The organism is Pseudomonas sp. B14-6, from assembly GCF_013260315.1.
GTDB lineage: Bacteria > Pseudomonadota > Gammaproteobacteria > Pseudomonadales > Pseudomonadaceae > Aquipseudomonas > Aquipseudomonas mandelii.
On record NZ_CP053929.1, the window covers coordinates 5777226 to 5797731 of the forward strand.

General features: G+C 60.7%; 18 protein-coding genes and 1 pseudogene. 8 read left to right on the forward strand and 11 right to left on the reverse strand.

The annotated features are described in order from the left end of the window. A complete protein-coding gene (gene moaE, locus HP062_RS26320; RefSeq protein WP_102593963.1) occupies nucleotides 1-453 on the forward strand; it encodes a molybdopterin synthase catalytic subunit MoaE in 453 nt (150 codons plus the stop codon). Nucleotides 454-760: 307 nt separating this feature from the next. Then, nucleotides 761-1537 carry an ABC transporter substrate-binding protein gene (locus tag HP062_RS26325; RefSeq protein ID WP_010463099.1) on the forward strand — a complete coding sequence of 259 codons (777 nt, stop codon included), beginning with the start codon at nucleotides 761-763 and terminating at the stop codon, nucleotides 1535-1537. 75 nt (nucleotides 1538-1612) lie between these two features. Here HP062_RS26325 and HP062_RS26330 read toward each other — a convergent pair whose 3' ends face one another. The 5 genes and pseudogenes from HP062_RS26330 to HP062_RS26350 form a co-directional block, all read right to left on the reverse strand. After that, on the reverse strand, nucleotides 1613-2239 hold the full coding sequence (locus HP062_RS26330) for a transcriptional regulator (protein ID WP_010463098.1): 627 nt from the start codon (nucleotides 2237-2239) through the stop codon (nucleotides 1613-1615). A 90-nt stretch (nucleotides 2240-2329) separates the two neighbouring features. Beyond that, the gene (locus HP062_RS26335; protein ID WP_154911848.1) at nucleotides 2330-3457 is read right to left on the reverse strand and encodes an FAD-binding oxidoreductase; all 1128 of its coding nucleotides are present in this window, start codon (nucleotides 3455-3457) and stop codon (nucleotides 2330-2332) included. Between the two features lie 148 nt (nucleotides 3458-3605). Beyond that, nucleotides 3606-4553, reverse strand: coding sequence for an ornithine cyclodeaminase family protein (locus HP062_RS26340; RefSeq protein WP_172792293.1), 948 nt, complete (start codon nucleotides 4551-4553; stop codon nucleotides 3606-3608). A 126-nt stretch (nucleotides 4554-4679) separates the two neighbouring features. Continuing rightward, nucleotides 4680-6166 (reverse strand): annotated as a pseudogene (rhlB, locus tag HP062_RS26345) (ATP-dependent RNA helicase RhlB). A gap of 85 nt (nucleotides 6167-6251) precedes the next feature. Continuing rightward, nucleotides 6252-6908 (reverse strand): alpha/beta hydrolase, encoded by a 657-nt coding sequence (locus HP062_RS26350; RefSeq protein ID WP_010463094.1) that lies wholly within the window; start codon nucleotides 6906-6908, stop codon nucleotides 6252-6254. A gap of 468 nt (nucleotides 6909-7376) precedes the next feature. On the opposite strand from HP062_RS26350, the gene HP062_RS26355 reads away from it, so the two are divergent. From HP062_RS26355 to HP062_RS26380, 6 genes are all read left to right on the forward strand, one after another. Further along, entirely contained in the window at nucleotides 7377-8408 is a 1032-nt protein-coding gene (locus HP062_RS26355; RefSeq protein ID WP_010463093.1) for an amino acid ABC transporter substrate-binding protein, read from the forward strand. 65 nt (nucleotides 8409-8473) lie between these two features. Further along, a complete protein-coding gene (locus tag HP062_RS26360; RefSeq protein ID WP_010463092.1) occupies nucleotides 8474-9655 on the forward strand; it encodes an amino acid ABC transporter permease in 1182 nt (393 codons plus the stop codon). Between the two features lie 10 nt (nucleotides 9656-9665). Further along, complete coding sequence (locus HP062_RS26365) at nucleotides 9666-10763, forward strand: amino acid ABC transporter permease (RefSeq protein ID WP_083374957.1); 1098 nt, start codon at nucleotides 9666-9668, stop codon at nucleotides 10761-10763. A gap of 10 nt (nucleotides 10764-10773) precedes the next feature. Continuing rightward, the gene (locus tag HP062_RS26370; protein WP_010463090.1) at nucleotides 10774-11538 is read left to right on the forward strand and encodes an amino acid ABC transporter ATP-binding protein; all 765 of its coding nucleotides are present in this window, start codon (nucleotides 10774-10776) and stop codon (nucleotides 11536-11538) included. Nucleotides 11539-11851: 313 nt separating this feature from the next. Further along, nucleotides 11852-12511 (forward strand): FadR/GntR family transcriptional regulator, encoded by a 660-nt coding sequence (locus HP062_RS26375; RefSeq protein ID WP_010463089.1) that lies wholly within the window; start codon nucleotides 11852-11854, stop codon nucleotides 12509-12511. Continuing rightward, nucleotides 12501-13808, forward strand: a complete 1308-nt coding sequence (locus HP062_RS26380; protein WP_010463088.1) for a CynX/NimT family MFS transporter — start codon at nucleotides 12501-12503, stop codon at nucleotides 13806-13808. The genes HP062_RS26375 and HP062_RS26380 overlap by 11 nt, the downstream gene beginning before the upstream one ends. A gap of 1 nt (nucleotide 13809) precedes the next feature. Here the strand turns inward: HP062_RS26380 and HP062_RS26385 are convergent, their stop codons facing one another. The 6 genes from HP062_RS26385 to HP062_RS26410 form a co-directional block, all read right to left on the reverse strand. Then, nucleotides 13810-14460: a DUF1120 domain-containing protein gene (locus HP062_RS26385; protein WP_172792294.1), complete on the reverse strand. Its 651-nt coding sequence runs from the start codon at nucleotides 14458-14460 to the stop codon at nucleotides 13810-13812. Nucleotides 14461-14534: 74 nt separating this feature from the next. Next, nucleotides 14535-15155: a DUF1120 domain-containing protein gene (locus HP062_RS26390; RefSeq protein ID WP_010463086.1), complete on the reverse strand. Its 621-nt coding sequence runs from the start codon at nucleotides 15153-15155 to the stop codon at nucleotides 14535-14537. An 82-nt stretch (nucleotides 15156-15237) separates the two neighbouring features. Continuing rightward, the gene (locus HP062_RS26395; RefSeq protein ID WP_172792295.1) at nucleotides 15238-16380 is read right to left on the reverse strand and encodes a DUF1120 domain-containing protein; all 1143 of its coding nucleotides are present in this window, start codon (nucleotides 16378-16380) and stop codon (nucleotides 15238-15240) included. A 10-nt stretch (nucleotides 16381-16390) separates the two neighbouring features. Then, the gene (locus HP062_RS26400) at nucleotides 16391-18856 is read right to left on the reverse strand and encodes a fimbria/pilus outer membrane usher protein (RefSeq protein ID WP_172792296.1); all 2466 of its coding nucleotides are present in this window, start codon (nucleotides 18854-18856) and stop codon (nucleotides 16391-16393) included. Nucleotides 18857-18973: 117 nt separating this feature from the next. Continuing rightward, nucleotides 18974-19690 (reverse strand): fimbria/pilus chaperone family protein, encoded by a 717-nt coding sequence (locus HP062_RS26405; RefSeq protein WP_010463083.1) that lies wholly within the window; start codon nucleotides 19688-19690, stop codon nucleotides 18974-18976. 46 nt (nucleotides 19691-19736) lie between these two features. Next, nucleotides 19737-20360, reverse strand: a complete 624-nt coding sequence (locus HP062_RS26410; RefSeq protein ID WP_010463082.1) for a DUF1120 domain-containing protein — start codon at nucleotides 20358-20360, stop codon at nucleotides 19737-19739. Nucleotides 20361-20506: the final 146 nt, after the last annotated feature.

Consider the following 20506-nt stretch of genomic DNA (forward strand, 5'->3'; position numbering starts at 1 on the left):
ATGGCGATTCGCGTGCAGTCCACGGCCTTCGATCCGGGTGCGGAAGTCAATGCCATGCACGCCGCCAATGTTGGCGTCGGGGCGGTGGTGAGTTTTGTCGGCTATGTGCGCGACTTCAATGACGGGCTCGATGTGTCCGGGATGTTTCTCGAGCACTATCCGGGCATGACCGAAAAAGCCCTCGGCAAAATCGCCCTGGAGGCTGAACAGCGCTGGCCGCTGCTCAAGCTTGAAGTGCTGCACCGGATCGGCGCCCTTGAACCGGGCGAACCGATCGTCTTCGTCGGCGCCGCCAGCGCCCATCGCCAGGCGGCGTTCGACGCCTGCGCCTTTGTCATGGACTACCTGAAAACCCGTGCGCCGTTCTGGAAGAAGGAAAACACCCGAGACGGACCGCGTTGGGTGGAAGGGCGTGACAGCGATCATGCGGCGGCGGATCGCTGGAAGCAGTGATTCCTGCGGTGTCTGCCAGTATGCCTTCGCGGGCAAGCCTCGCTCCTACAGGTTTTGTGTCGTGCGCACATTTTGTGAACAACACAAAACCTGTAGGAGCGAGGCTTGCCCGCGAAGAGGCCATCAGCAACACCAAAAATCCCAATGACCCTCGCCCGACCACCGGCCGGCACATCTCCATTCTCCCCAATTGACGATCAATACATAAAAGTCCAGTATGGAATTATAAGTACAAAAAAGGCGTTTCCCCGTTTCCAGCTCTTTCTTCTGTCTTGCCAAACCAACAACAACCCGCGAGAGAACGAACATGAAGAAATTCCCCCTCATCACCGGTCTGGCGCTGAGCCTGTTCGCGTGCAGCACGCTGTTCGCCGCCGAAAAAACCCTGCGCATCGGCATCGAAGCCGCTTATCCGCCCTTCGCGTCGAAAACCGACAAGGGCGAGATCGTCGGTTTCGACTACGACATCGGCAATGCCCTGTGTGCGCAAATGAAGGTCAAGTGCGTGTGGGTCGAAGGCGAGTTCGACGGTCTGATTCCTTCCTTGAAAGTGAAGAAAATCGACATGGCGCTGTCGTCCATGACCATCAACGAAGACCGCAAGAAGTCGGTGGATTTCTCCCACAAGTACTACTTCACTTCATCGCGTCTGGTGATGAAGGAAGGCGCGTCCGTGGATGACCAATACGCCAGCCTCAAGGGCAAGACCGTCGGTGTGCAGCGTGCCACCACTACCGACCGTTACGCCACCGAGGTGTTTGAACCGAAGGGCATCAACGTCAAGCGCTACGGCAACAACGAAGAAATCTACATGGACCTGGCAGCCGGTCGCCTCGACGCCATTTTTGCCGACACCATCCCGTTGAGTGACTTCCTGGCGATGCCGCGTGGCAAGGGCTATGCCTTTGTCGGGCCGGAGTTGAAGGATCCGAAGTACGTGGGCGAGGGTGCCGGGATTGCGGTGCGCAAGGGCAACACCGAGCTGGTGAGCCAGTTGAATACTGCCATTGATGGCATTCGTGCGAGTGGCGAGTATCAGAAGATTTCCGAGAAGTACTTCAAGGCTGACATCTACGGCGATTGATCAACCGCATCGCAGGAACGCCGCCGGGCGGCGTTCCTGCGATGGCGTCAGATCAGGCAACAAACACCTCAGGGCTCAGCCCTTCAATTCCTTCAAATGCTTGTAAACAGTCGCCCGCCCCATGTTCAGCACATTGGCCACATAGTTCGAAGCGCTTTTGCCCTTGAAGGCCCCTTCGGCGTGCAACGCCAGCACCAGTTCGCGTTTGTGGTCGCGCGTCAGCAGGTTCAGGCTCAGCTGACGTTCGCGCAGCCAGGCGTGCAGGAAGGTATTGATGCGCTCCTGCCAGTCATCACGAAACAGTGAGTCCGGCTGCGGAATCAGTTTGCTTGGTGACAGGAACAGGTCGAGCGCGGCCTTGGCATTTTCGAACAGCGAGATGTTCAGGTTGATGCACAGCACCGCCAGTGGGTGGCCATCGCTGTCGCGCAAGACACTGCTCAGGCTGCGAATCTTCTGGCCATCCCAATTGAGCTTTTCGTAGGGCCCGATGTTCCGTTCGCTGACATCGTCGCTGAGCATGTCCTCGAGTGCCGCGTCATCGCCCACTTCCCGCTTGGACAGATTGTTGGCGATGTAATCGATTTTTTGCGTGCGCAGATCGTGCAGCACCACCTCGGCATGAGGGAAGAACAACGTAGCGATCGCATCGGCGATCGCCCGGTAGTTGTCCATGGCCGGGTCTTTTTCAGGTGCGTTCATACGGTGGAACTCCAGGCAGCGTCAGCGCCCTGCAAAAAGGGCGCTGGAAGTTTGCCGCAATCGGGTCGACACGTCACCTGAGGACGAAAATCAACCCAGGCGGGCAGGGGAGAGCATCTCGGCGTCCAGGCCGAAACGGCTGAGCTGTTCGGGCAAGGCTTCACCGCGTACCAGCGCTGCGCTGGCCTGGCCCATGGCAGGTGATGTCTGGATGCCGTAGCCGCCTTGCGCCGCGACCCAGAACAGCCCTGGCACATGTTGATCGAAGCCGCAGATCAGGTCTCCGTCCGTTACGAAGCTGCGCAGACCGGCCCAGGTGCGGGTCGGACGGCGGATGGTCAGGGTGGTGGCTTCTTCGATCTGGTAGATGCCCATCGCGATGTCCAGCTCTTCGGGCTGCACGTCGTGCGGCTCCACCGGGTCGGCGTTGGCTGGCGAGCCGAGGAACATTCCGGCGTCGGGTTTCATGTAGAACGATTCGTCGAGGCTGACCAGCATCGGCCAATGGTGGATGTCCACGCCCTCGGGGCCGGCGAAGATGAACGCCGCGCGCCGCTTCGGTTGCAGGCCCAACGACTTGGCGCCAGCCAGCTCGCCGATCTTGTCGGCCCACGCGCCTGCCGCGTTGATGATGATCGGTGCGCTGAAAGTCTGGTTGTTGGTTTGAACCTGCCACATGCCTTCTGCATTGCGGGTCAGGCTCAGCACTTCGCTGTCGGTGTGGACTTCGCCTTTATTGCGACGGATACCGCGCAAGTAACCCTGATGCAGGGCATCGGTGTCGATGTCGCTGGCAGTCGGGTCGTAGATCGCACCATGGACTTTTTCACGGCGCAGTATCGGCAGGCGCGCGCAGGCTTCGTCGGCACTGAGCAGTTGCATTTCCGCCACCGTGGCCTTGGCGCTCAGGTATTGATTGTTCAGCTCGGCCGGGTCGCCGGTGAAGTCCACGGTCATCTCGCCACGCGGGGTCAGCAGCGGGTGTTCGCAGAAACCGACTGGCGGGGCGTCGAAGAATTCGCGGCTGGCTTGGGTCAGCGCGCGAACCTGCGGTGTGCCATACGCGGCGGTGTAGAGCGCAGCGGAGCGTCCGGTGGAGTGATAAGCCGGATGGGATTCGCGTTCGAGCACAATCACCCGAGCATGCTGCGACAGCCAGAAACCGGTGGAAGCGCCGGCAATCCCGCCGCCGATGATGATGAAATCTGCCTGGCTCATGAACGTCTCCTGTCGAGCGCAAATGCCGAAATTGTGGAAGTCCCCTGTGGGAGCGAGCTTGCTCGCGATAGCGTTGGATCAGTCGAAACCAATGTTGACTGATTAACCGCTATCGCGAGCAGGCTCGCTCCCACAGGGGATTGTGGTGTCAGGGTTGTAGGCGGTAGATGGCATTGGCCAGTGCGATGTCTTCCAGGCCCAGGCCGATCGAACGAAAGAACACATGACGATCGTAGTCGGGACGCGGGACCTTTTCGCTGAGCAAATCAGGCAGGTCGCCGACAATCAAGCACTTGTCCCAGCCATGTTGTTCCCCCGCAATCAGCATTTCGCCCGCCGAGCCCGGGGTAGTCAGACGATAGTCGCAGAACACCTGCATGTCATTGAGGCTCTGCGGCGGGACTTCATGGGCGCGCGGGGCGTTGGTGCTGATGGAGGTGATCAGCGCCGGTTTGCTCAGCTTCGAGGGATCGATCACCGGGCCGGCGGACGAGGTGCACAGCATGATCACGTCGGCATCTTCAATCGCCGCTTCGCGACTGTCGGCGATGGTCAGGCGTGGATCGAGGCGTTTTAGCTGTGCCAGCGTTTCAGGGTTTTTATCGCTCAGGCTCGGGGAATAGAGGCTGATGCTTTGCCAGTCACGCAGATCTTTAACGTAATGCAGGTGTGCCTGAGCCACCTTGCCGCTGCCGATAATCGCCAGGCGCTGCGCCTTCAGCGGAGCGAGGGCATCGACGGCGACGGCGGTGGTCGCGGCCGTGCGTGCGGTGGTCAGTTCGCCGGCATCGCACAGCAGTAACGGTTGGCCGGTCTGCATCGACATCAACAATGTCCAGGCCGTCACCAGCGGACCTTGTTCGCGCACGATGTACGGCGAAGTCTTGACCCCGTAGACGCCATCTTCAGCCAGCACGCCCAGATAGTTGATGAAGTCGCCGGCACCCTGAGGGAATTCCACCAGCTGCTGCGCCGGTTGCACCGCTTGCCCGGCCGCCAGGTCGCGAAACAGCTTGCGCAGGATCTGCGGCACGTCGACCTGCGCCAGCAGTTCGCGGGCCTGGGGTTGGGTGATCACATAAGGCGTACTGGACATGGTCGGCTCCGGGCGCTGAAAGTAAACTAATTTGTCCATTATGGACTTTTAGTTGTATCGGGCAACATCGGGACGAAAAAAAAGCGCAGTCCGTTTCCGGCTGCGCCTCTTTCAGCAAGGGCCGAGTTACGGGCGCTTGCGCTCAACCGCCCGCAGTAGATGCGTCGGCGGTGTTTCACAGCTGATTTTCCGACCCAGCAATGCCTCGATGGACGGTAGCTGGTAGGAGTCATCTTCACCGGCGAAGCTGATAGACACGCCCTCTGCGCCAGCACGACCGGTACGGCCGATGCGGTGCACGTAGTCGTCCGGGACTTCCGGCAGGGTGAAGTTGATCACGTGGCTGATGCCGTCGATGTGGATGCCGCGACCGGCCACATCAGTGGCGACCAGCACGCGGATCTTGCCTTCGCGGAAACCTTCCAGGGTCTTGATGCGCTTGTGCTGCGGCACGTCGCCGGACAGTTGCGCGGCGTTGACGCCGTCACGCACCAGGCGCTCTTCAATGCGCCGCACTTCATCCTTGCGGTTGGCAAACACCATCACCCGCTCCCAGCCGTTGTCGTTGACCAGGTTGTAGAGCAGTTTGTATTTGTCGGCACCGGCAACGGCGTAGATGTGTTGCTCGACGTTTTCGCTGGCCACGTTCTGCGATTCGATCTCGACGATCGACGGGTCGGTGGTCCATTGCTTGGCGAGATTCATCACGTCTTCGGTGAAGGTTGCGGAGAACAGCAGCGTCTGACGTTCGTTCTTCGGCGGCGTCTGGCGAATGATCTGGCGCACTTGCGGGATGAAACCCATATCGAGCATGCGGTCGGCTTCGTCCAGCACCATGACTTCGACCATGTCCAGATGCACGTCACCGCGCTGGTTGAAGTCGAGCAGGCGGCCCGGGGTGGCCACGAGGATGTCGCAGTGACGGGCTTCGAGGTGCTTGAGCTGCTTGTCGAAGTCCATGCCGCCGACAAACGTCATGACGTTGAGGCCGGTGTACTTGGTCAGGTCGGCGGCGTCCTTGGCGATCTGCACCACCAGCTCGCGGGTTGGCGCGATGATCAGCGCCCGCGGTTCACCCATGTAGCGTTCCTTGGGTGGCGGGGTTTCCAGCAGTTGCGTGATGATCGAAATCAGGAACGCGGCGGTTTTGCCGGTGCCGGTCTGGGCGCGACCGATGGCGTCTTTGCCCGCGAGGGTGAAGCCCAGCACTTGCGCCTGGATCGGCGTGCAGTACGGGAAGCCCAGGTCCTGGATGGCGTGCATCAATTCCGGGGCGAGTTTGAAATCGTGGAAACGGGTTTTGCCTTCCTGGGGTTCAACGGCGAAGTCTTCGAGTTTCCAGGGAATGACCGGCGCTTTCGGTTTCGGTTCGCGACGCGGTTTTGCCGGTTTCGGCGATTCGCTGCGCGGTGGCTCGGCGGCGACAATCTCGACAGGGGGGCGGCCGGTGTGGTCACAGGCTCGTGTTTCGGTGCCGCTACGGTTGCGGTCCGGCCAGGCTGATTACCGTCGGTGCGGTGGCTGGGGATATGAGACGGAGCGCTGGGAACTGGCGCGAGCTGCTCAGTCTCGCTTTTACCGAACATTTTCTTGAGTGCTTTGAGCACGGTCATCTCATCAATTGGTTAAGGAATATACGCCGGCCAGTGTAATGCAAGAATCGGGCGCGGCGTAGTGGGATGGATCAATGGGTAGCTTTTAGCGTAAACGCTCGGCCAGCCAGACGCCGATGTCGCGAATTTCTTCGGGTAACACTTCGTGGCCCATTGGGTATTCCTGCCATGTCACGGTGACACCATGCTGCTTTAAAAACTCGTAGGCGGTGCGGCCCATCGAGTTTTGAACGACGTCATCGTACTGGCCATGCAACGACAGCACGGGAATGCGTTGCTGGCTGGCCGAAAGCTCCATTTCATCGCTGAAGGTCGGTGCGTAAGTCGAGAGGGCAAGTACGCCACCCAGCGGCCCCTGCCACTTCAGGAAAGCGGTGTGCAAGACCACGGCGCCACCCTGGGAAAAACCTGCCAGAAAGATACGCGAGGCGTCTATTCCGCTGGCGCGCTGCTCTTCAATCAAATCAAAGACTCTCTGCGCCGACGTTTCCAGCTGCTCACGACTGATCGCGCGCGCCGGGCTCATGGCCAATATGTCGTACCAGCTTGGCATCTCGTAACCGCCGTTGATGGTCACGGCGCGGGTCGGTGCCTGGGGCAGAACGAAGCGGGTGGTCAGCAGGGTTTCCTGCAAGGCTTCGGCAACCGGCAGAAAGTCGTAGCGGTCGGCGCCCAGGCCGTGCAGCCATATAACGCAGGCGTCTGCGGGCTTTACGGGTTGAAGAATCAAGGGCTCGGTCATGGCTGCTCCAATTTTGTGCGTGCGCTCTCATTAAGTGCGTGATGTGAGTGCGCGTCGGGTTGATCCGTTAAGAAGATGTCGCAAGGTTACAAGTTTTGCTATTGACCTGTCCCTTAACCGCATCGGCAAGCGGTCTGGTACGGGCTTTGCTATGTGAAAGCGGTGCAACCCATCTCGCGCCTTGCGGTAACACTATCAGTGTACTGCTGGCAGCGGGATAGCAAAGAATCCGGTGATGGATGTTCGCCAGTGGCCGCTACGGGCTTCGCGAACGTGAAAGGGCTACAGCCCGTTCGGCCGATTGGTGAGAAGTGAGTTGTCCATGATGTGGATTTTCTCTTACTAGACTCATAGCTAAGGTCTTTACGTCGGTTGACCCCAAAAAAAGCCAACACGGGTCGACTACGCCTCATAAGGGTGCGACTGGACTCACGCTCCGACACAACAAGAGCAAAACTGGAGGTTTGAATGAAGATGTTGAAATCCACCCTGGCCATCGTGACTGCAGCTGCAGTGCTCGGTGTCAGCGGGTTCGCTCAGGCGGGTGCAACCCTGGATGCAGTGCAGAAGAAAGGTTTCGTACAGTGCGGTGTCAGTGACGGTCTGCCGGGTTTCTCGGTTCCGGACTCCACTGGCAAGATCATCGGTATCGATGCTGACTTCTGCCGCGCTGTGGCCGCTGCCGTTTTCGGCGATGCGACCAAGGTCAAGTTCAGCCAGTTGAACGCCAAAGAGCGCTTCACCGCGCTGCAGTCCGGCGAAATTGACATTCTGTCGCGCAACACCACCATGACCAGCTCCCGTGACGCGGGCATGGGCCTGAAGTTCCCAGGCTTCATCACCTACTACGACGGCATTGGCTTCCTGGTAAATAGCAAGCTGGGCGTCAAGAGTGCCAAAGAGCTCGACGGTGCGACCATCTGCATCCAGGCCGGTACCACCACTGAGCTGAACGTTTCCGACTACTTCCGCGGCAACGGTCTGAAATACACCCCGATCACCTTCGACACCTCCGATGAAAGCGCCAAGTCGCTGGAATCCGGTCGTTGCGACGTACTGACCTCGGACAAGTCCCAACTGTTCGCTCAGCGCAGCAAGCTGGCTTCGCCGAAGGACTACGTGGTTCTGCCGGAAACCATTTCCAAGGAACCGCTGGGCCCGGTCGTGCGTAACGGCGACGACGAGTGGCTGGCCATTGTTCGCTGGGTAGGCTACGCCATGCTCAACGCTGAAGAGGCTGGTGTCACTTCGAAGAACGTCGAAGCCGAAGCCAAGTCCACCAAGAATCCGGACGTCGCACGTATGCTGGGTACCGACGGTGAATACGGCAAAGACTTGAAAGTGAAGAAGGACTGGGTCGTCCAGATCGTCAAGCAAGTGGGCAACTATGGCGAAGTGTTCGAGAAAAACCTCGGCAAAGGCACTCCGCTGGAAATCGACCGCGGGCTGAACGCCTTGTGGAACGCTGGCGGCATTCAATACGCACCACCAGTGCGCTGATGGTTCTATCACCCGGTGGGCCAACCACCGGGTGATGTTCTGTTCCATTACATCCGGGGCACTTCATGCAAAATTCAATCGGCGCACCAAAGCAGAGGCTCAGCCTCAGCGATCCCAAAGTGCGTGCGTGGCTATTTCAGATCATCACCATTGTGGCGGTGGTCTCCATGGGCTGGTATCTGTTCGATAACACCCAGACCAACTTGCAACACCGGGGCATTACTTCCGGCTTCAGCTTTCTGGAGCGCAGTGCCGGTTTCGGCATCGCTCAAACCCTGATCGACTACACCGAATCGGACAGCTATGCCCGAGTGTTTGTCATCGGCCTGCTCAATACCCTGCTGGTGACCTTCATCGGGGTCATCCTGGCGACGCTCCTCGGTTTCATCGTCGGCGTTTCACGCCTGTCGAAGAACTGGATCATTGCCAAGCTGGCGACTGTTTATGTGGAAGTCTTCCGCAACATTCCGCCGCTGCTGCAAATCCTGTTCTGGTACTTCGCGGTGTTCCTGACCATGCCAGGGCCACGCAACAGCCATAACTTCGGCGACACCTTCTTCGTCAGCAGCCGCGGCCTGAACATGCCGGCCGCGTTGACGGCGGATGGTTTCTGGCCGTTTGTGGTCAGCATCGTCGTGGCCATTGTCGCCATCGTGCTGATGAGCCGCTGGGCGACCAAACGCTTCGAAGCGACCGGCGTACCGTTCCATAAATTCTGGGTCGGCCTGGCGCTGTTCCTGGTGATCCCGGCGCTGTGCGCATTGATCTTCGGCGCGCCCGTGCACTGGGAAATGCCGAAGCTGCAAGGTTTCAACTTCGTTGGTGGCTGGGTGCTGATCCCGGAACTGCTGGCGCTGACCCTGGCCCTGACCGTGTACACCGCGGCGTTCATCGCCGAGATCGTGCGTTCGGGTATCAAGTCGGTCAGCCACGGCCAGACCGAAGCGGCGCACTCGTTGGGCCTGCGCAACGGTCCGACCCTGCGCAAGGTGATCATCCCGCAAGCCATGCGCGTGATCATTCCACCGCTGACCAGCCAATACCTGAACCTGGCGAAGAACTCCTCGCTGGCGGCCGGTATCGGTTATCCGGAAATGGTGTCCTTGTTTGCCGGTACGGTGCTGAACCAGACCGGGCAGGCGATCGAGGTGATTGCCATCACCATGAGCGTGTACCTGGCGATCAGTATCAGCATTTCCCTGCTGATGAACTGGTACAACAAGCGCATTGCGCTGATCGAGCGGTAAGGAAAAGCGCATGAGTACTCATACTTTCAAACCCGACATGCCACCACCGAGCAAAGTCTTCGGGCCGATGGCGTGGATGCGCGCGAACATGTTCTCCAGCTGGCTGAACACCGCGCTGACCCTGTTCGCGTTCTACCTGATTTACCTGGTGGTGCCGCCGATCCTGCATTGGGCGATCCTGGACGCCAACTGGGTCGGCACGTCCCAGGCCGACTGCACCAAGGAAGGCGCCTGCTGGGTGTTCATCCAGCAGCGCTTCGGCCAGTTCATGTACGGCTATTACCCGCCGGTACTGCGTTGGCGCGTAGACCTGACCGTGTGGCTGGCAGTCATCGGCGTGGCACCGTTGTTCATCTCGCGCTTCCCGCGTAAAGCGGTTTACGGCCTGAGCTTCCTGGTGCTGTACCCGATCATTGCCTGGTGCCTGTTGCATGGCGGCGTTTTCGGCCTGACCCAGGTGGCGACCAGCCAATGGGGCGGCCTGATGCTGACCCTGGTGATCGCCACCGTCGGTATTGCCGGTGCGTTGCCGCTGGGGATCGTGCTGGCGCTGGGCCGTCGTTCGAACATGCCGGCGATTCGAGTGGTCTGCGTGACCTTCATCGAATTCTGGCGCGGCGTGCCGTTGATTACGGTGCTGTTCATGTCCTCGGTGATGCTGCCGTTGTTCCTGCCTGAAGGCATGAACTTCGACAAACTGCTGCGGGCGCTGATCGGCGTGATCCTGTTCCAGTCGGCCTATGTTGCCGAAGTGGTGCGTGGCGGTCTGCAAGCGATTCCCAAAGGTCAGTACGAAGCAGCCGCAGCGATGGGCCTCGGTTACTGGCGCAGCATGGGGCTGGTGATTCTGCCGCAAGCCCTGAAGTTGGTGATTCCTGGCATCGTCAACACCTTCATTGCGCTGTTCAAGGACACCAGCCTGGTGATCATCATCGGCCTGTTCGACCTGCTCAACAGCGTCAAACAAGCTGCCGCCGACCCGAAATGGTTGGGCATGGCCACCGAAGGCTATGTGTTCGCGGCCCTGGTGTTCTGGATTTTCTGTTTCGGTATGTCGCGCTATTCCATGCATCTGGAACGCAAGCTCGACACTGGCCACAAGCGTTAGGAGTTCTGTAATGAGCGAAGCAATCAAAAAGCCTGTGAGCCCTGAAGGCATTATTCAGATGCAGGGCGTGAACAAGTGGTACGGCCAGTTCCACGTGCTGAAAGATATCAACCTGAACGTCAAGCAGGGCGAGCGAATCGTCCTGTGCGGCCCGTCGGGTTCCGGCAAGTCGACCACCATCCGCTGCCTCAACCGTCTGGAAGAACACCAGCAGGGGCGCATCGTGGTCGATGGCGTGGAATTGACCAACGACCTCAAGCAGATCGAAACGGTCCGTCGTGAAGTCGGCATGGTGTTCCAGCACTTCAACCTGTTCCCGCACCTGACCATCCTGCAGAACTGCACGCTGGCACCGATGTGGGTGCGCAAGATGCCCAAGCGCCAGGCCGAAGAAATCGCCATGCATTACCTGGAGCGCGTCCGCATTCCGGAACAGGCGCATAAATTCCCGGGACAACTGTCCGGTGGTCAGCAGCAGCGTGTGGCGATTGCCCGTGCTTTGTGCATGAAACCGAAAATCATGCTGTTCGACGAACCGACTTCGGCACTCGACCCGGAAATGGTGAAAGAGGTGCTCGACACCATGATCGGCCTCGCCGAAGACGGCATGACCATGCTCTGCGTGACCCACGAAATGGGCTTCGCCCGTACCGTGGCCAATCGTGTGATCTTCATGGACAAGGGTGAAATCGTCGAGCAGGCTGCGCCGAACGACTTCTTCGACAACCCGCAGAACGATCGGACGAAGATGTTCCTGAGCCAGATCCTGCATTGATCGGCACTTGGCAGTGAAATAAACCCGGACAGTGTTCCGGGTTTATTTTTGTCTGCGGTTTGCAGTCAGGATGCGAGCGCGGAGGGGGGATGATCGATCGAGGTCCACCAATAGACGTTGCAAGTCTGCACCCTCTTGAAGTATTTGCACGTCGCCCAGTAATTCTGGATGCCGATCAAGCAAAGGGTAATTCTTACTAATCGAAAATCCCGCTTCCTCTCCTGCCCTTTGAACTTGGGCGGTTGCCGTCCTACGCATAGCTGACTAACATGTCAGAAAATTCATCCTATGATTGGATGAAAGGGCGAATCCTATGTCAGACATTTCTCCACTCGTTAAGCGATCCCTGGTCGATCAGGCGCTGGATCAACTGCGCCAACGCATCAACGCTGGCGCCTGGCAGGTCGGCCAGCGTTTACCCACAGAGCCAGAGCTGTCCGCCGAGTTGGGCATCAGCCGCAACACCGTGCGTGAAGCCATGCGTGTATTGGCGTTTTCCGGTTTGATCGAAATCCGTCAGGGCGACGGCAGCTATTTGCGGGCGGTGATCGATCCACTGGACACCATGAAAGCCTTGTCGCGCTGCTCCCATGAACAGGCCCGCGAGACCCGGCACATCCTTGAAGTCGAAGCCATCGGTCTCGCTGCTCTGCGCCGAACGGATGAGGATCTGGTGGCCTTGCGCGAAGCATTGGGTGTCAGCGGCAGCCACTATCACGGCGATCTCGACAGCTACATCGCCTGCGATCTGGTGTTCCACCGCCGTCTGGTGGACGCCGCGCACAACCCGACCCTCAGCGAGCTGTATCGCTATTTCTCCAGCATCGTCGGCGCGCATTTGCGCCAGACCCTGAACATCACCCCGCGACGCCAAGAGGTGTTCGACCTGCATATCGAACTGCTTGATGCCGTCGAGCAACGCGACCCGGAACGGGCCAAAGCCCTGTCTAGGCAGTTGATCAATGAACCTTGAAACCGAGAACTCCATGTCGAGCCGCAACAGCAACATCACTCAACCCAAGCGCACGGCAGAACTCGAAGAGCTGCTGATCGACGCCGAGGCCGATGACGAAGAGGTCCAGCAGCGTCATCCCGTCCTGCGTCGCCCATGGCTGTTGCTGCTGGGGCTGATCCTGGTGGCGCTGAACCTGCGTCCGGCGTTGTCGAGCATGGCGCCGATGCTGAGCGAAGTGTCGAAGACCCTCGGCCTGTCGGCGGCCCAGGCCGGGTTGCTGACGACGTTGCCGGTGCTCTGTCTCGGCTTGTTTGCTCCGCTAGCGCCCTTGCTGGCGCGACGTTTTGGCGCCGAGCGCGTGGTGTTGGGCATTCTGTTGATGCTGGCCGGCGGAATCATCCTGCGCAGTTCCTTCGGTGAGATCGGCCTGTTCGCCGGCAGTGTGCTGGGCGGCGCGAGCATCGGTGTGATTGGCGTTTTGTTACCGGGCATCGTCAAGCGCGACTTCCCGAAACAGGCCGGCACCATGACCGGCGTGTACACCATGGCCCTGTGTCTGGGCGCGGCGATGGCGGCAGGGGCGACCGTGCCGCTGAGCGAGCATTTCGATAACAGCTGGGCCTTGGGCCTCGGCTTCTGGGTAGTGCCTGCGCTGGTCGCGGCGGTTTTCTGGTTGCCGCAAGTGGGGCAGAAACACGGCGCACATAACGTCGCGTATCGGGTTCGCGGCCTGTTGCGTGATCCGCTGGCCTGGCAAGTCACGTTGTATATGGGCCTGCAATCATCCCTGGCGTACATCGTCTTTGGCTGGTTGCCCTCGATCCTGATCGGTCGCGGCCTGACTCCGACCCAGGCCGGTCTGGTGCTCTCGGGTTCGGTGATCGTCCAGTTGGCCAGTTCTCTGGCGGCGCCCTGGCTGGCGACGCGCGGCAAGGATCAGCGGCTGGCGATCGTGGTGGTCATGCTGCTGACCCTCGGCGGCCTGTTCGGCTGTCTCTATGCACCGATCGAAGGCCTGTGGGGCTGGGCGATCCTGCTCGGCCTGGGCCAGGGCGGTGCATTCAGTCTCGCGTTGACCCTGATCGTGCTGCGCTCGCGCGATGCCCATGTGGCGGCCAACCTGTCGAGCATGGCCCAGGGTTTCGGTTACACCCTGGCGTCGATGGGGCCGTTCGCGGTCGGGATCGTGCACGACTGGACGGGCGGCTGGACCGCGTTGGGCTGGATCTTTGGCGTGATCGGCCTCGGCGCCATCGTTGCCGGCCTCGGCGCCGGGCGTTCGCTGTACGTTCAGGTCGTCAGCGAAAAGGTCTGAACTACAGGTAAACAACGTCCAGGGTCGCCGAGCCGTCGAGTTGCACTTCGGCACTCAGGTCCAGTTCGGAGGTGGGCGCGATGACCGTTTCGACCGTCACCCGGCTGGTCAGGTTGCGGATGGCTATCGGGCCGGCGCTGCTGCCTGCGCTGTCGGTAAAGCCGAGATAGCTTCGGGAGCCCATCGGGATGGGCTGGCTGTTCGACGGGCTCCAGGCTTTGCCCCCCGTGGTCGAGTCGGTTCGATAGACCTGCGTCAGGTCGTCCACCACCGTGCTGGCAGGATCGAAGTTCAGCGAATACAAGCCGATTTTATTGTGGCTGTGGTCGTGGTTCAGGCCGTAGTAAATCTCGCTGTTGACGATGGCCGAGCCGTCGCGGTTGTCGCGCATCAGCAGAGCAAAACGCGTGAGCGCATTGCACTGAATGTTGAGGTCGAGTGTCTGGTCGCGCAGTCGAGTGCGTTTGTCGACGTTCAGGTCTTGCCGGGAGATTTTTCCGTAATCGACGAGGCCGCTGTTGGACAGCATCGGGGTGCAGGCAAGTGGGGTGATGAGGCCTGTGACCCTCAGGCCTGTCGATGAGGTGGCCAAGGTGAGCGGCGACGTCAGGACGAAGATCGCCATCGTCAGCGCGTGTGGAGTCTTTTTCATGGGACAGGTTTCGCTGTGTGTGGTGAGCGGAATCAGTCCTTGCCCGAAGCAGGACCTCGGGCAAGATGCACGGCTTACAGGTACTTCATTTCAAATGTGGCTGAACCGTCGATAGTGACATCGTCGGTTAAGGTGAGGCTATCGGCGCGGGCAATGAAGGTGTAGATCATCAGTTCCATCGTGAGGTCTTTCACGGAGATTGGCGTGAGAGTGCCGACAGCGCTTACCGATGTGAGGTTATCCTTCAGGATCTGATAGATGCGCGTCCAACTCGCACCGTTATCAGTTGATCTGATCGAGTGCACAGGTTGTCCGTCCGCAAGCGCGCTTTGGATCGATGGCGTGAAATAACCTATTTTTTCGTTATTGCTGGTCAGGCCCAATCCGAAATACAGGTTGGACGATGATGTTCCGGCTTTGTTATCAATACCGTTAAGTGCAAATGGCGTTGACGCGTCACACGCGACCGTCAGCTGTATTGGATGACTGCCTACTATCGTGTCACTTGTCAGGTTGAGGTCTTTTGCCTGCACCTGGCCGACGTCGACCGTTCCTCCATCGGACAACGAAGGAGTGCAAGCTCTCGGCGTGATGAGACCTGTGACAGTCAGGTCAATGCTCGAAGCCGCCACTGCATAAGGCGCAACGCCAATCAGTGCGGTGGCGGAGAGTGCTGCAAAGTACTTTTTGATCATTATTTGCTCACTTCTAGGGTTGTGTCCTGACTGCCCCGGGCCGCTCAAGTGCGCCGCGAAACCAGCAGGATCGGGCTGGGTGTTACAGGTAAATAATCTCGATCGTCCCCGCGCCATCGAGCTCGATGGCGCGGCTCAGGTCCAGGCTTTGGGTGGGGGCGATAACGGCGTCGACGGTCACGGTGGTGCTGAGGTTCTGGATCAGCACCGGGCCGGCACTGCTGCCGTCGTTGTCGGTGAACGCCAGGTAACGGCTTTTGCCGATAGCGATCGGGTTGGCGCTGCCGGTGTTCCAGGCTGTGCCGGCGATGCTGGAGTGGGTTTGATAAAGGCGGGCGAAGCCGTCGGCATTGGCGTCGGCCGGGTCGACGTGCAGTGAAAAACGGCCAATCCTGTTGCCGCTGCCGTCCTTGCCCAGGCCGTAGTCGATCTCGCTGTCGAGCATCGCCGAGCCTGAGCGGTTGTCGTGCATGATCAAGGCGAAGGACGTCGGCGCGTCGCAGCCGACCCTCAGCGTCAAGGACTTGGGCGGCAGGCGTGTGTCCTGGTCTGCGTGCAGGTCTTTTTTCGACAGGGTGCCGAAGTCGACCACGCCGCCGTTGGACAGCACCGGCTCGCAGGCCGCCGGAGCGAAGCGGGCGCGCAAGGTCGCCTCGCGGGTGCGTCCGGCGGCGACGGCGTCGAACACCCCGAAGGCTTCCCAGGTCACCGCGTCACGCACCTGCATGCCTTGCTCTTGAACCCAGGCCGTCAGCTGAAGCTGCGCCGAGAAACTGCGCCCTTGCACCGCCACGCCGGCCTGCACCGGGACGATCCCGTGCTCCGGTCGCCAGATCAGGCTCGACGCCATTTCTGCCGGCGGCTGACCGACCCCGGCAATCAACCCGATCTCGACCGATTGGCCATCGAGCACGGCATCGCGAATACGCATCTGATAGCTGCCGCGTTCGGCAAAGTGAAAGCGTTCGGCGGTCGCGGCCATCGCCCGGTAGAACAGGCTCATGTCGATGGGCTGCGCACAGCTCAAGGTCAGGCTGAGCTGGCGTTCACCGAGGTTGCGCTCCGGTGCGGCATCCGGCCGTATCGCCCGGTTCATCAGCCCGTAATCGAGCACCGGCTGGCTCAGGTTGAACTGGCAGTCGTCCATGGACGCCGAGGCCACTGGCGTGAATCCACTCAGTGCCAGGAGCGCGAGGGTCAATAGCAGAAAGCGCAACAGGTTCATGAAGTCATCCTCAGAGGGCTCGGCACTTGGCGGGGGCGGTTTCGTAGTACGCGTCGGCGTCGGCGTCGGTGGGCAGCTCGAAGCGCAGTTCGCAGCGCTCCAGCTCCGGCGCGCTGATCCACAACGCACGGCGGTCGAGCGCGTTGGGCAAGAACACCAGGCCGCCGTCCTGCACCAGGGTCACGAACTCGCCATCCTCGGTGTTCACGGAGGCACCGCGCGGCAGGGGCGCGCCGTTGGCGGTGGTGGCCTTGAGTAAGGCCCGGCGGGTCATCGTGATGCCGAATTCAACGTTGTCGACGGCGCCGCGACCGGCCGAAATCACCGCCAGCCCGTTGTGAATGTCGGCGTTGCGCGGCAGGGTTTTGGTGTCGACTTCCACCGGGCTTTTGCCATAAGCCGTCACTTGCGGGATCACCGCCTGACCTTGCCAGTCGGTCCACACCGGACCGCTGGGCGTCGACACTTTGATGGAGCCCATGTCACCGACCGACAGCAACGCAAAGGTGTCGCTCACCGGGTACGGCGACAGCGTCACGCCACCGCCATGCAGCACGGCACCACCGCGAGCGCTGGCCTGATAGCTGGAGCGCTCGGCATCGGCGCGGGTGTAATTGAGATCGAGCTGGGTGTAGCGCGGCAGCAGCGACACGCCGGCCGTGGATTGCACCTGTTTGTCGCGCGTGTCGTGTTCGACGCCAACCCGGTAACCCAGCTGATCGTTGACCCGTTCACTCAAGCCCACGCCGCTGCGGTATTCGCCGGCGGAACGGCGCACCCAGCTGCGTGCCCGGCGGTTCTCGCCCAGGGGAATGCTGAGGTTCAGGTAGATGCTGTCATCGTTGCCGTTCGAACCGCTGAGCTGCCATTCGGCGGTCGCCGAGACGGATACGCCCGCGATGCTGGTGCCCCAGGATGCGAGGGCGCGGCTGCTGCTTTGGCCGTCGAACGAACTGGACCGGCTGAAGCCGCTGCTGAAGGCGCCGAGCCATGGATGCGACCATGACAGGGCCGCGCTTTGCTGATCGCGGTAACGTGACTGGCTGTTGTCGGACGTGTTGGCGAACACCGCCTCCTCCAGTTCCCGGTAGCCCAGGGTTCGGTAAGAACTGCCGGCACTGAGCGCCCACTGCTCGTTCAACCGATGCGAGATGCTCAGGTCGGCTTGAAGCCCCTGGCTGGCGTGTCTGCCGCTGGCGTCCGCGCCGGTCAGCGTGGCTTGCACCTGAGTGAAAGGCGAGGGCAACAGGCCGACGCTGGCACCCGCCGCGCGATAGTCGGCGGCGCCGGTGAGGCCGGCGCTGAGCAATAGTTGCGGGGCGAGCGCACCGCTCCAGCCGCCGCTGATGACCCATGGATCGCCTCCCTGAGCGTCACCGACACTGCGCACCTGACCGGCGCCCAGCGAATAACCGGGCGCTGGCAAACTGACCCCCAACATCGCGGCCGGCACGGTAAAACGGCGCTCGCTGCCATCGGTCTCCTTGATCGTGACTTCCACGTCGGAACGCGTGTTGAGCCGCCGCACGTTGGTGAGCACGAACGGGCCGGCGGGTACCACCGTGGAATGGATCAGCGAACCGTTTTGCCGGACCTCGACCTGGGCCTGACTGTTGGCGATCCCTTCAATGACCGCGCTTTGCCCTTCGACCTGCAGGGCATGTTCATTCAGCACTTGCACGCCGGTGATCTGCGCACCGGCGAGCACCGGGTTGTAGAGGTTGATCTGACCCGCCTGCAACACCGCTTCCTGGCTGGCGAAAGTCCGCTGGGCGTAGGCCGCAATATGAGTCGTTGTGGACACGTCGTCCTGCCAGGTCTGCACCTGGCGGCTGCGCACGATCCAGTCACCGGCATTGAAGCCGAGTTCGGTATTGGCCGAGGCGTAGCGGCTGGTGCTGTCGCCGGAACGGCTGTGCAAACCGGTGACGTCGTAGTTGATCAAGCCGGCGACACCACCGGTTTGATAGCCGGAAAAATCCCGGGCAGTGGGGCGTATCGCATCGGTGGGCACGATCAGCGACAGGGCCAGGCCAGCGGGATTCGGTTCGATGACGGTCTGCGGCGCGCGGCCTAGAAAGTCGTGGCATGGGCCATCGTCCAGCGTAAGCGCGGGCACCGTAAGGTTCGCCGCATCGAGCAGCGTGCGATCGAAGCACAACGCCCCTTCGCGATCGAACGTGACGTCGACCCGGCCATGACGCTGGCCGTTGACGGTGAGCGTGACCGGGTGGCGGCCGGCCGTGAACTGCGGCGCCTGCATCAGCAGCGTCGCCAGCGCCGGATCGATGCCGCGCTGCCGTAACGTGTCTTTGTCGAACGATGCTGGCATCGACACCTCACCATAGGCATCGAGCATCATCAGCGCGTTGCTCAGCAGCACCGCCAATATGGTTCGCTGCCATGGATGAGGGCGAGCGCCGTCGCGAATAACGGGCACGGCTTCGCCATCACGGTAATTCGATACTGTGTTCATCAGGATCACTTGGGTTATTGCGGCGTGCGGTTACAGGCACGCCTGTGTCGACGGCCTGGGGGCCGTCGCCTTGAAACATGGGCGCTCATCGTTCCTTGATGACGCCGTCAGGGTGGTTCAGGACTGGATGGGCGCCTCGTAATGCGGCACGGCAAAGCCGTAGACCGTCGCCGGTTGAAAACGCACCTGCGTGGCGGCGCCTTCGGGCACCTTGATGCTGATGTGCTCACCGGGCAGCACGTAGGTTTTCGGCAGCATCGCGTTGCCCGCGGCCGGTAACAATTGCACTTCCTGGCCCAGACGCACCACGTAAGGCGTGTCGTTGCGCACGGTCAATTGACCGTCTTTCAGCGACCATTGCAGGTCGGTCCACGGCGTGCGATTGGGCGCCAGGCCTTTGGGGTGCAGGATCACCGGCAAGTTCTGGCGCACCGTCACGCCGACACGGGCCTGACCTGCCTCGGCAGGCGCTTTGCCTTGGGGGATGCCTTCGAAGATCACCCGCTTCAAGCGCTGAGTGAGCAGCGGTTTGTCCGTTTGCAGAATGAACCGCACTAATTGGGTTTTGCCCGCTTCGACGCGCGCCAGGGGGGGCGTCACGAACACCAGCGATTCGCTGTCTTCGGCAATGTCTTCGAGGGTGACGTGCATCAACGCCAGGTTGGCATCGGTGTTGGTCACCGACACGGACGCTTCGCCGTCAGCCTCGTTGACGATGACCACCGAAGTGTTCGGCACCATGCCGTCGGCCTGGGCGTGTGCGGTCAGCAGCAGGGCGAATGCGCCGATGCCCGAATGGAACAGATGACGGGTGACACTGGAAAACATCGTCATGACGTGTCTCGTTGAAAGTTTTAAAAAAGGAGCCTGGATTACCGGCCTATCGATAATTCAGCTGCACGGTGACATGCCCGTCGATGGGGATTTCGTCGGTCAGCGTCAGGTCGTTCGCGCGAACGATGGTGGTAAACGCCGTGAGCCGCGCGCGCAAATTCTTGATGGCGATCGGTGTACCCAGGTCGTTCAACGCCGCGAACGCTGTCCGGCCGGCGTGTCCCAGGTAGGAAGACACTCGCCAGGAGGCACCGTCGTTCAAGGACATGATGGTTTTCACCGCCGCCCCATCGGCCACCGTATCGAACAGGCCGAACGCAACACTGCCCAGGTTTTGGTCGTCATTGACGACGCCCAGCCCGTGACTGTTAGGGTGAAAGACGGAAGAGCCTTCGCGATTGTCGATCGTCGTCAGGGTAAACCGCGTGGCGGCATCACAATTCACCTCCAGATACAGCGTGCCGTTTTCCAGGGCCGTGGGCTGGTCAGGTCTCAGATCTTTCACCGTCACTTTGCCGTGGTCGACGATGCCGCCGCCGGACAGGCTGGGCGTGCAGGCGCCGGGTGTAATCAGGCCGGTGACGCTCAGCTCGGTGCTGCTGGCGGCCAGGGCTGCGGGGGCACAGATGAGCAACAGGGGCGCCAATCGAGCGAGGGAGCATCTTTCCATGATGGTTCGTCCTTTGAGTGAGCGGGCATTGCCGTGGGCCGGGCGTTGCTCGTTGATGACGGAGGGTTACAGGTACTTGATCTGTAGGGTTGCGGAGCCGTCGAGCGTCACTTCGTCGGTCAGGGTCAGGCCGTTGGTGGGGGCGA

Coding starts and splice junctions, on each gene's coding strand:
- moaE (WP_102593963.1), top strand. CDS start 1: ATGGCGATTCGCGTGCAGTCCACGGCCTTCGATCCGGGTGCGGAAGTC.
- HP062_RS26325 (WP_010463099.1), top strand. CDS start 761: ATGAAGAAATTCCCCCTCATCACCGGTCTGGCGCTGAGCCTGTTCGCG.
- HP062_RS26330 (WP_010463098.1), bottom strand. CDS start 2,239: ATGAACGCACCTGAAAAAGACCCGGCCATGGACAACTACCGGGCGATC.
- HP062_RS26335 (WP_154911848.1), bottom strand. CDS start 3,457: ATGAGCCAGGCAGATTTCATCATCATCGGCGGCGGGATTGCCGGCGCT.
- HP062_RS26340 (WP_172792293.1), bottom strand. CDS start 4,553: ATGTCCAGTACGCCTTATGTGATCACCCAACCCCAGGCCCGCGAACTG.
- HP062_RS26350 (WP_010463094.1), bottom strand. CDS start 6,908: ATGACCGAGCCCTTGATTCTTCAACCCGTAAAGCCCGCAGACGCCTGC.
- HP062_RS26355 (WP_010463093.1), top strand. CDS start 7,377: ATGAAGATGTTGAAATCCACCCTGGCCATCGTGACTGCAGCTGCAGTG.
- HP062_RS26360 (WP_010463092.1), top strand. CDS start 8,474: ATGCAAAATTCAATCGGCGCACCAAAGCAGAGGCTCAGCCTCAGCGAT.
- HP062_RS26365 (WP_083374957.1), top strand. CDS start 9,666: ATGAGTACTCATACTTTCAAACCCGACATGCCACCACCGAGCAAAGTC.
- HP062_RS26370 (WP_010463090.1), top strand. CDS start 10,774: ATGAGCGAAGCAATCAAAAAGCCTGTGAGCCCTGAAGGCATTATTCAG.
- HP062_RS26375 (WP_010463089.1), top strand. CDS start 11,852: ATGTCAGACATTTCTCCACTCGTTAAGCGATCCCTGGTCGATCAGGCG.
- HP062_RS26380 (WP_010463088.1), top strand. CDS start 12,501: ATGAACCTTGAAACCGAGAACTCCATGTCGAGCCGCAACAGCAACATC.
- HP062_RS26385 (WP_172792294.1), bottom strand. CDS start 14,460: ATGAAAAAGACTCCACACGCGCTGACGATGGCGATCTTCGTCCTGACG.
- HP062_RS26390 (WP_010463086.1), bottom strand. CDS start 15,155: ATGATCAAAAAGTACTTTGCAGCACTCTCCGCCACCGCACTGATTGGC.
- HP062_RS26395 (WP_172792295.1), bottom strand. CDS start 16,380: ATGAACCTGTTGCGCTTTCTGCTATTGACCCTCGCGCTCCTGGCACTG.
- HP062_RS26400 (WP_172792296.1), bottom strand. CDS start 18,856: ATGAACACAGTATCGAATTACCGTGATGGCGAAGCCGTGCCCGTTATT.
- HP062_RS26405 (WP_010463083.1), bottom strand. CDS start 19,690: ATGACGATGTTTTCCAGTGTCACCCGTCATCTGTTCCATTCGGGCATC.
- HP062_RS26410 (WP_010463082.1), bottom strand. CDS start 20,360: ATGGAAAGATGCTCCCTCGCTCGATTGGCGCCCCTGTTGCTCATCTGT.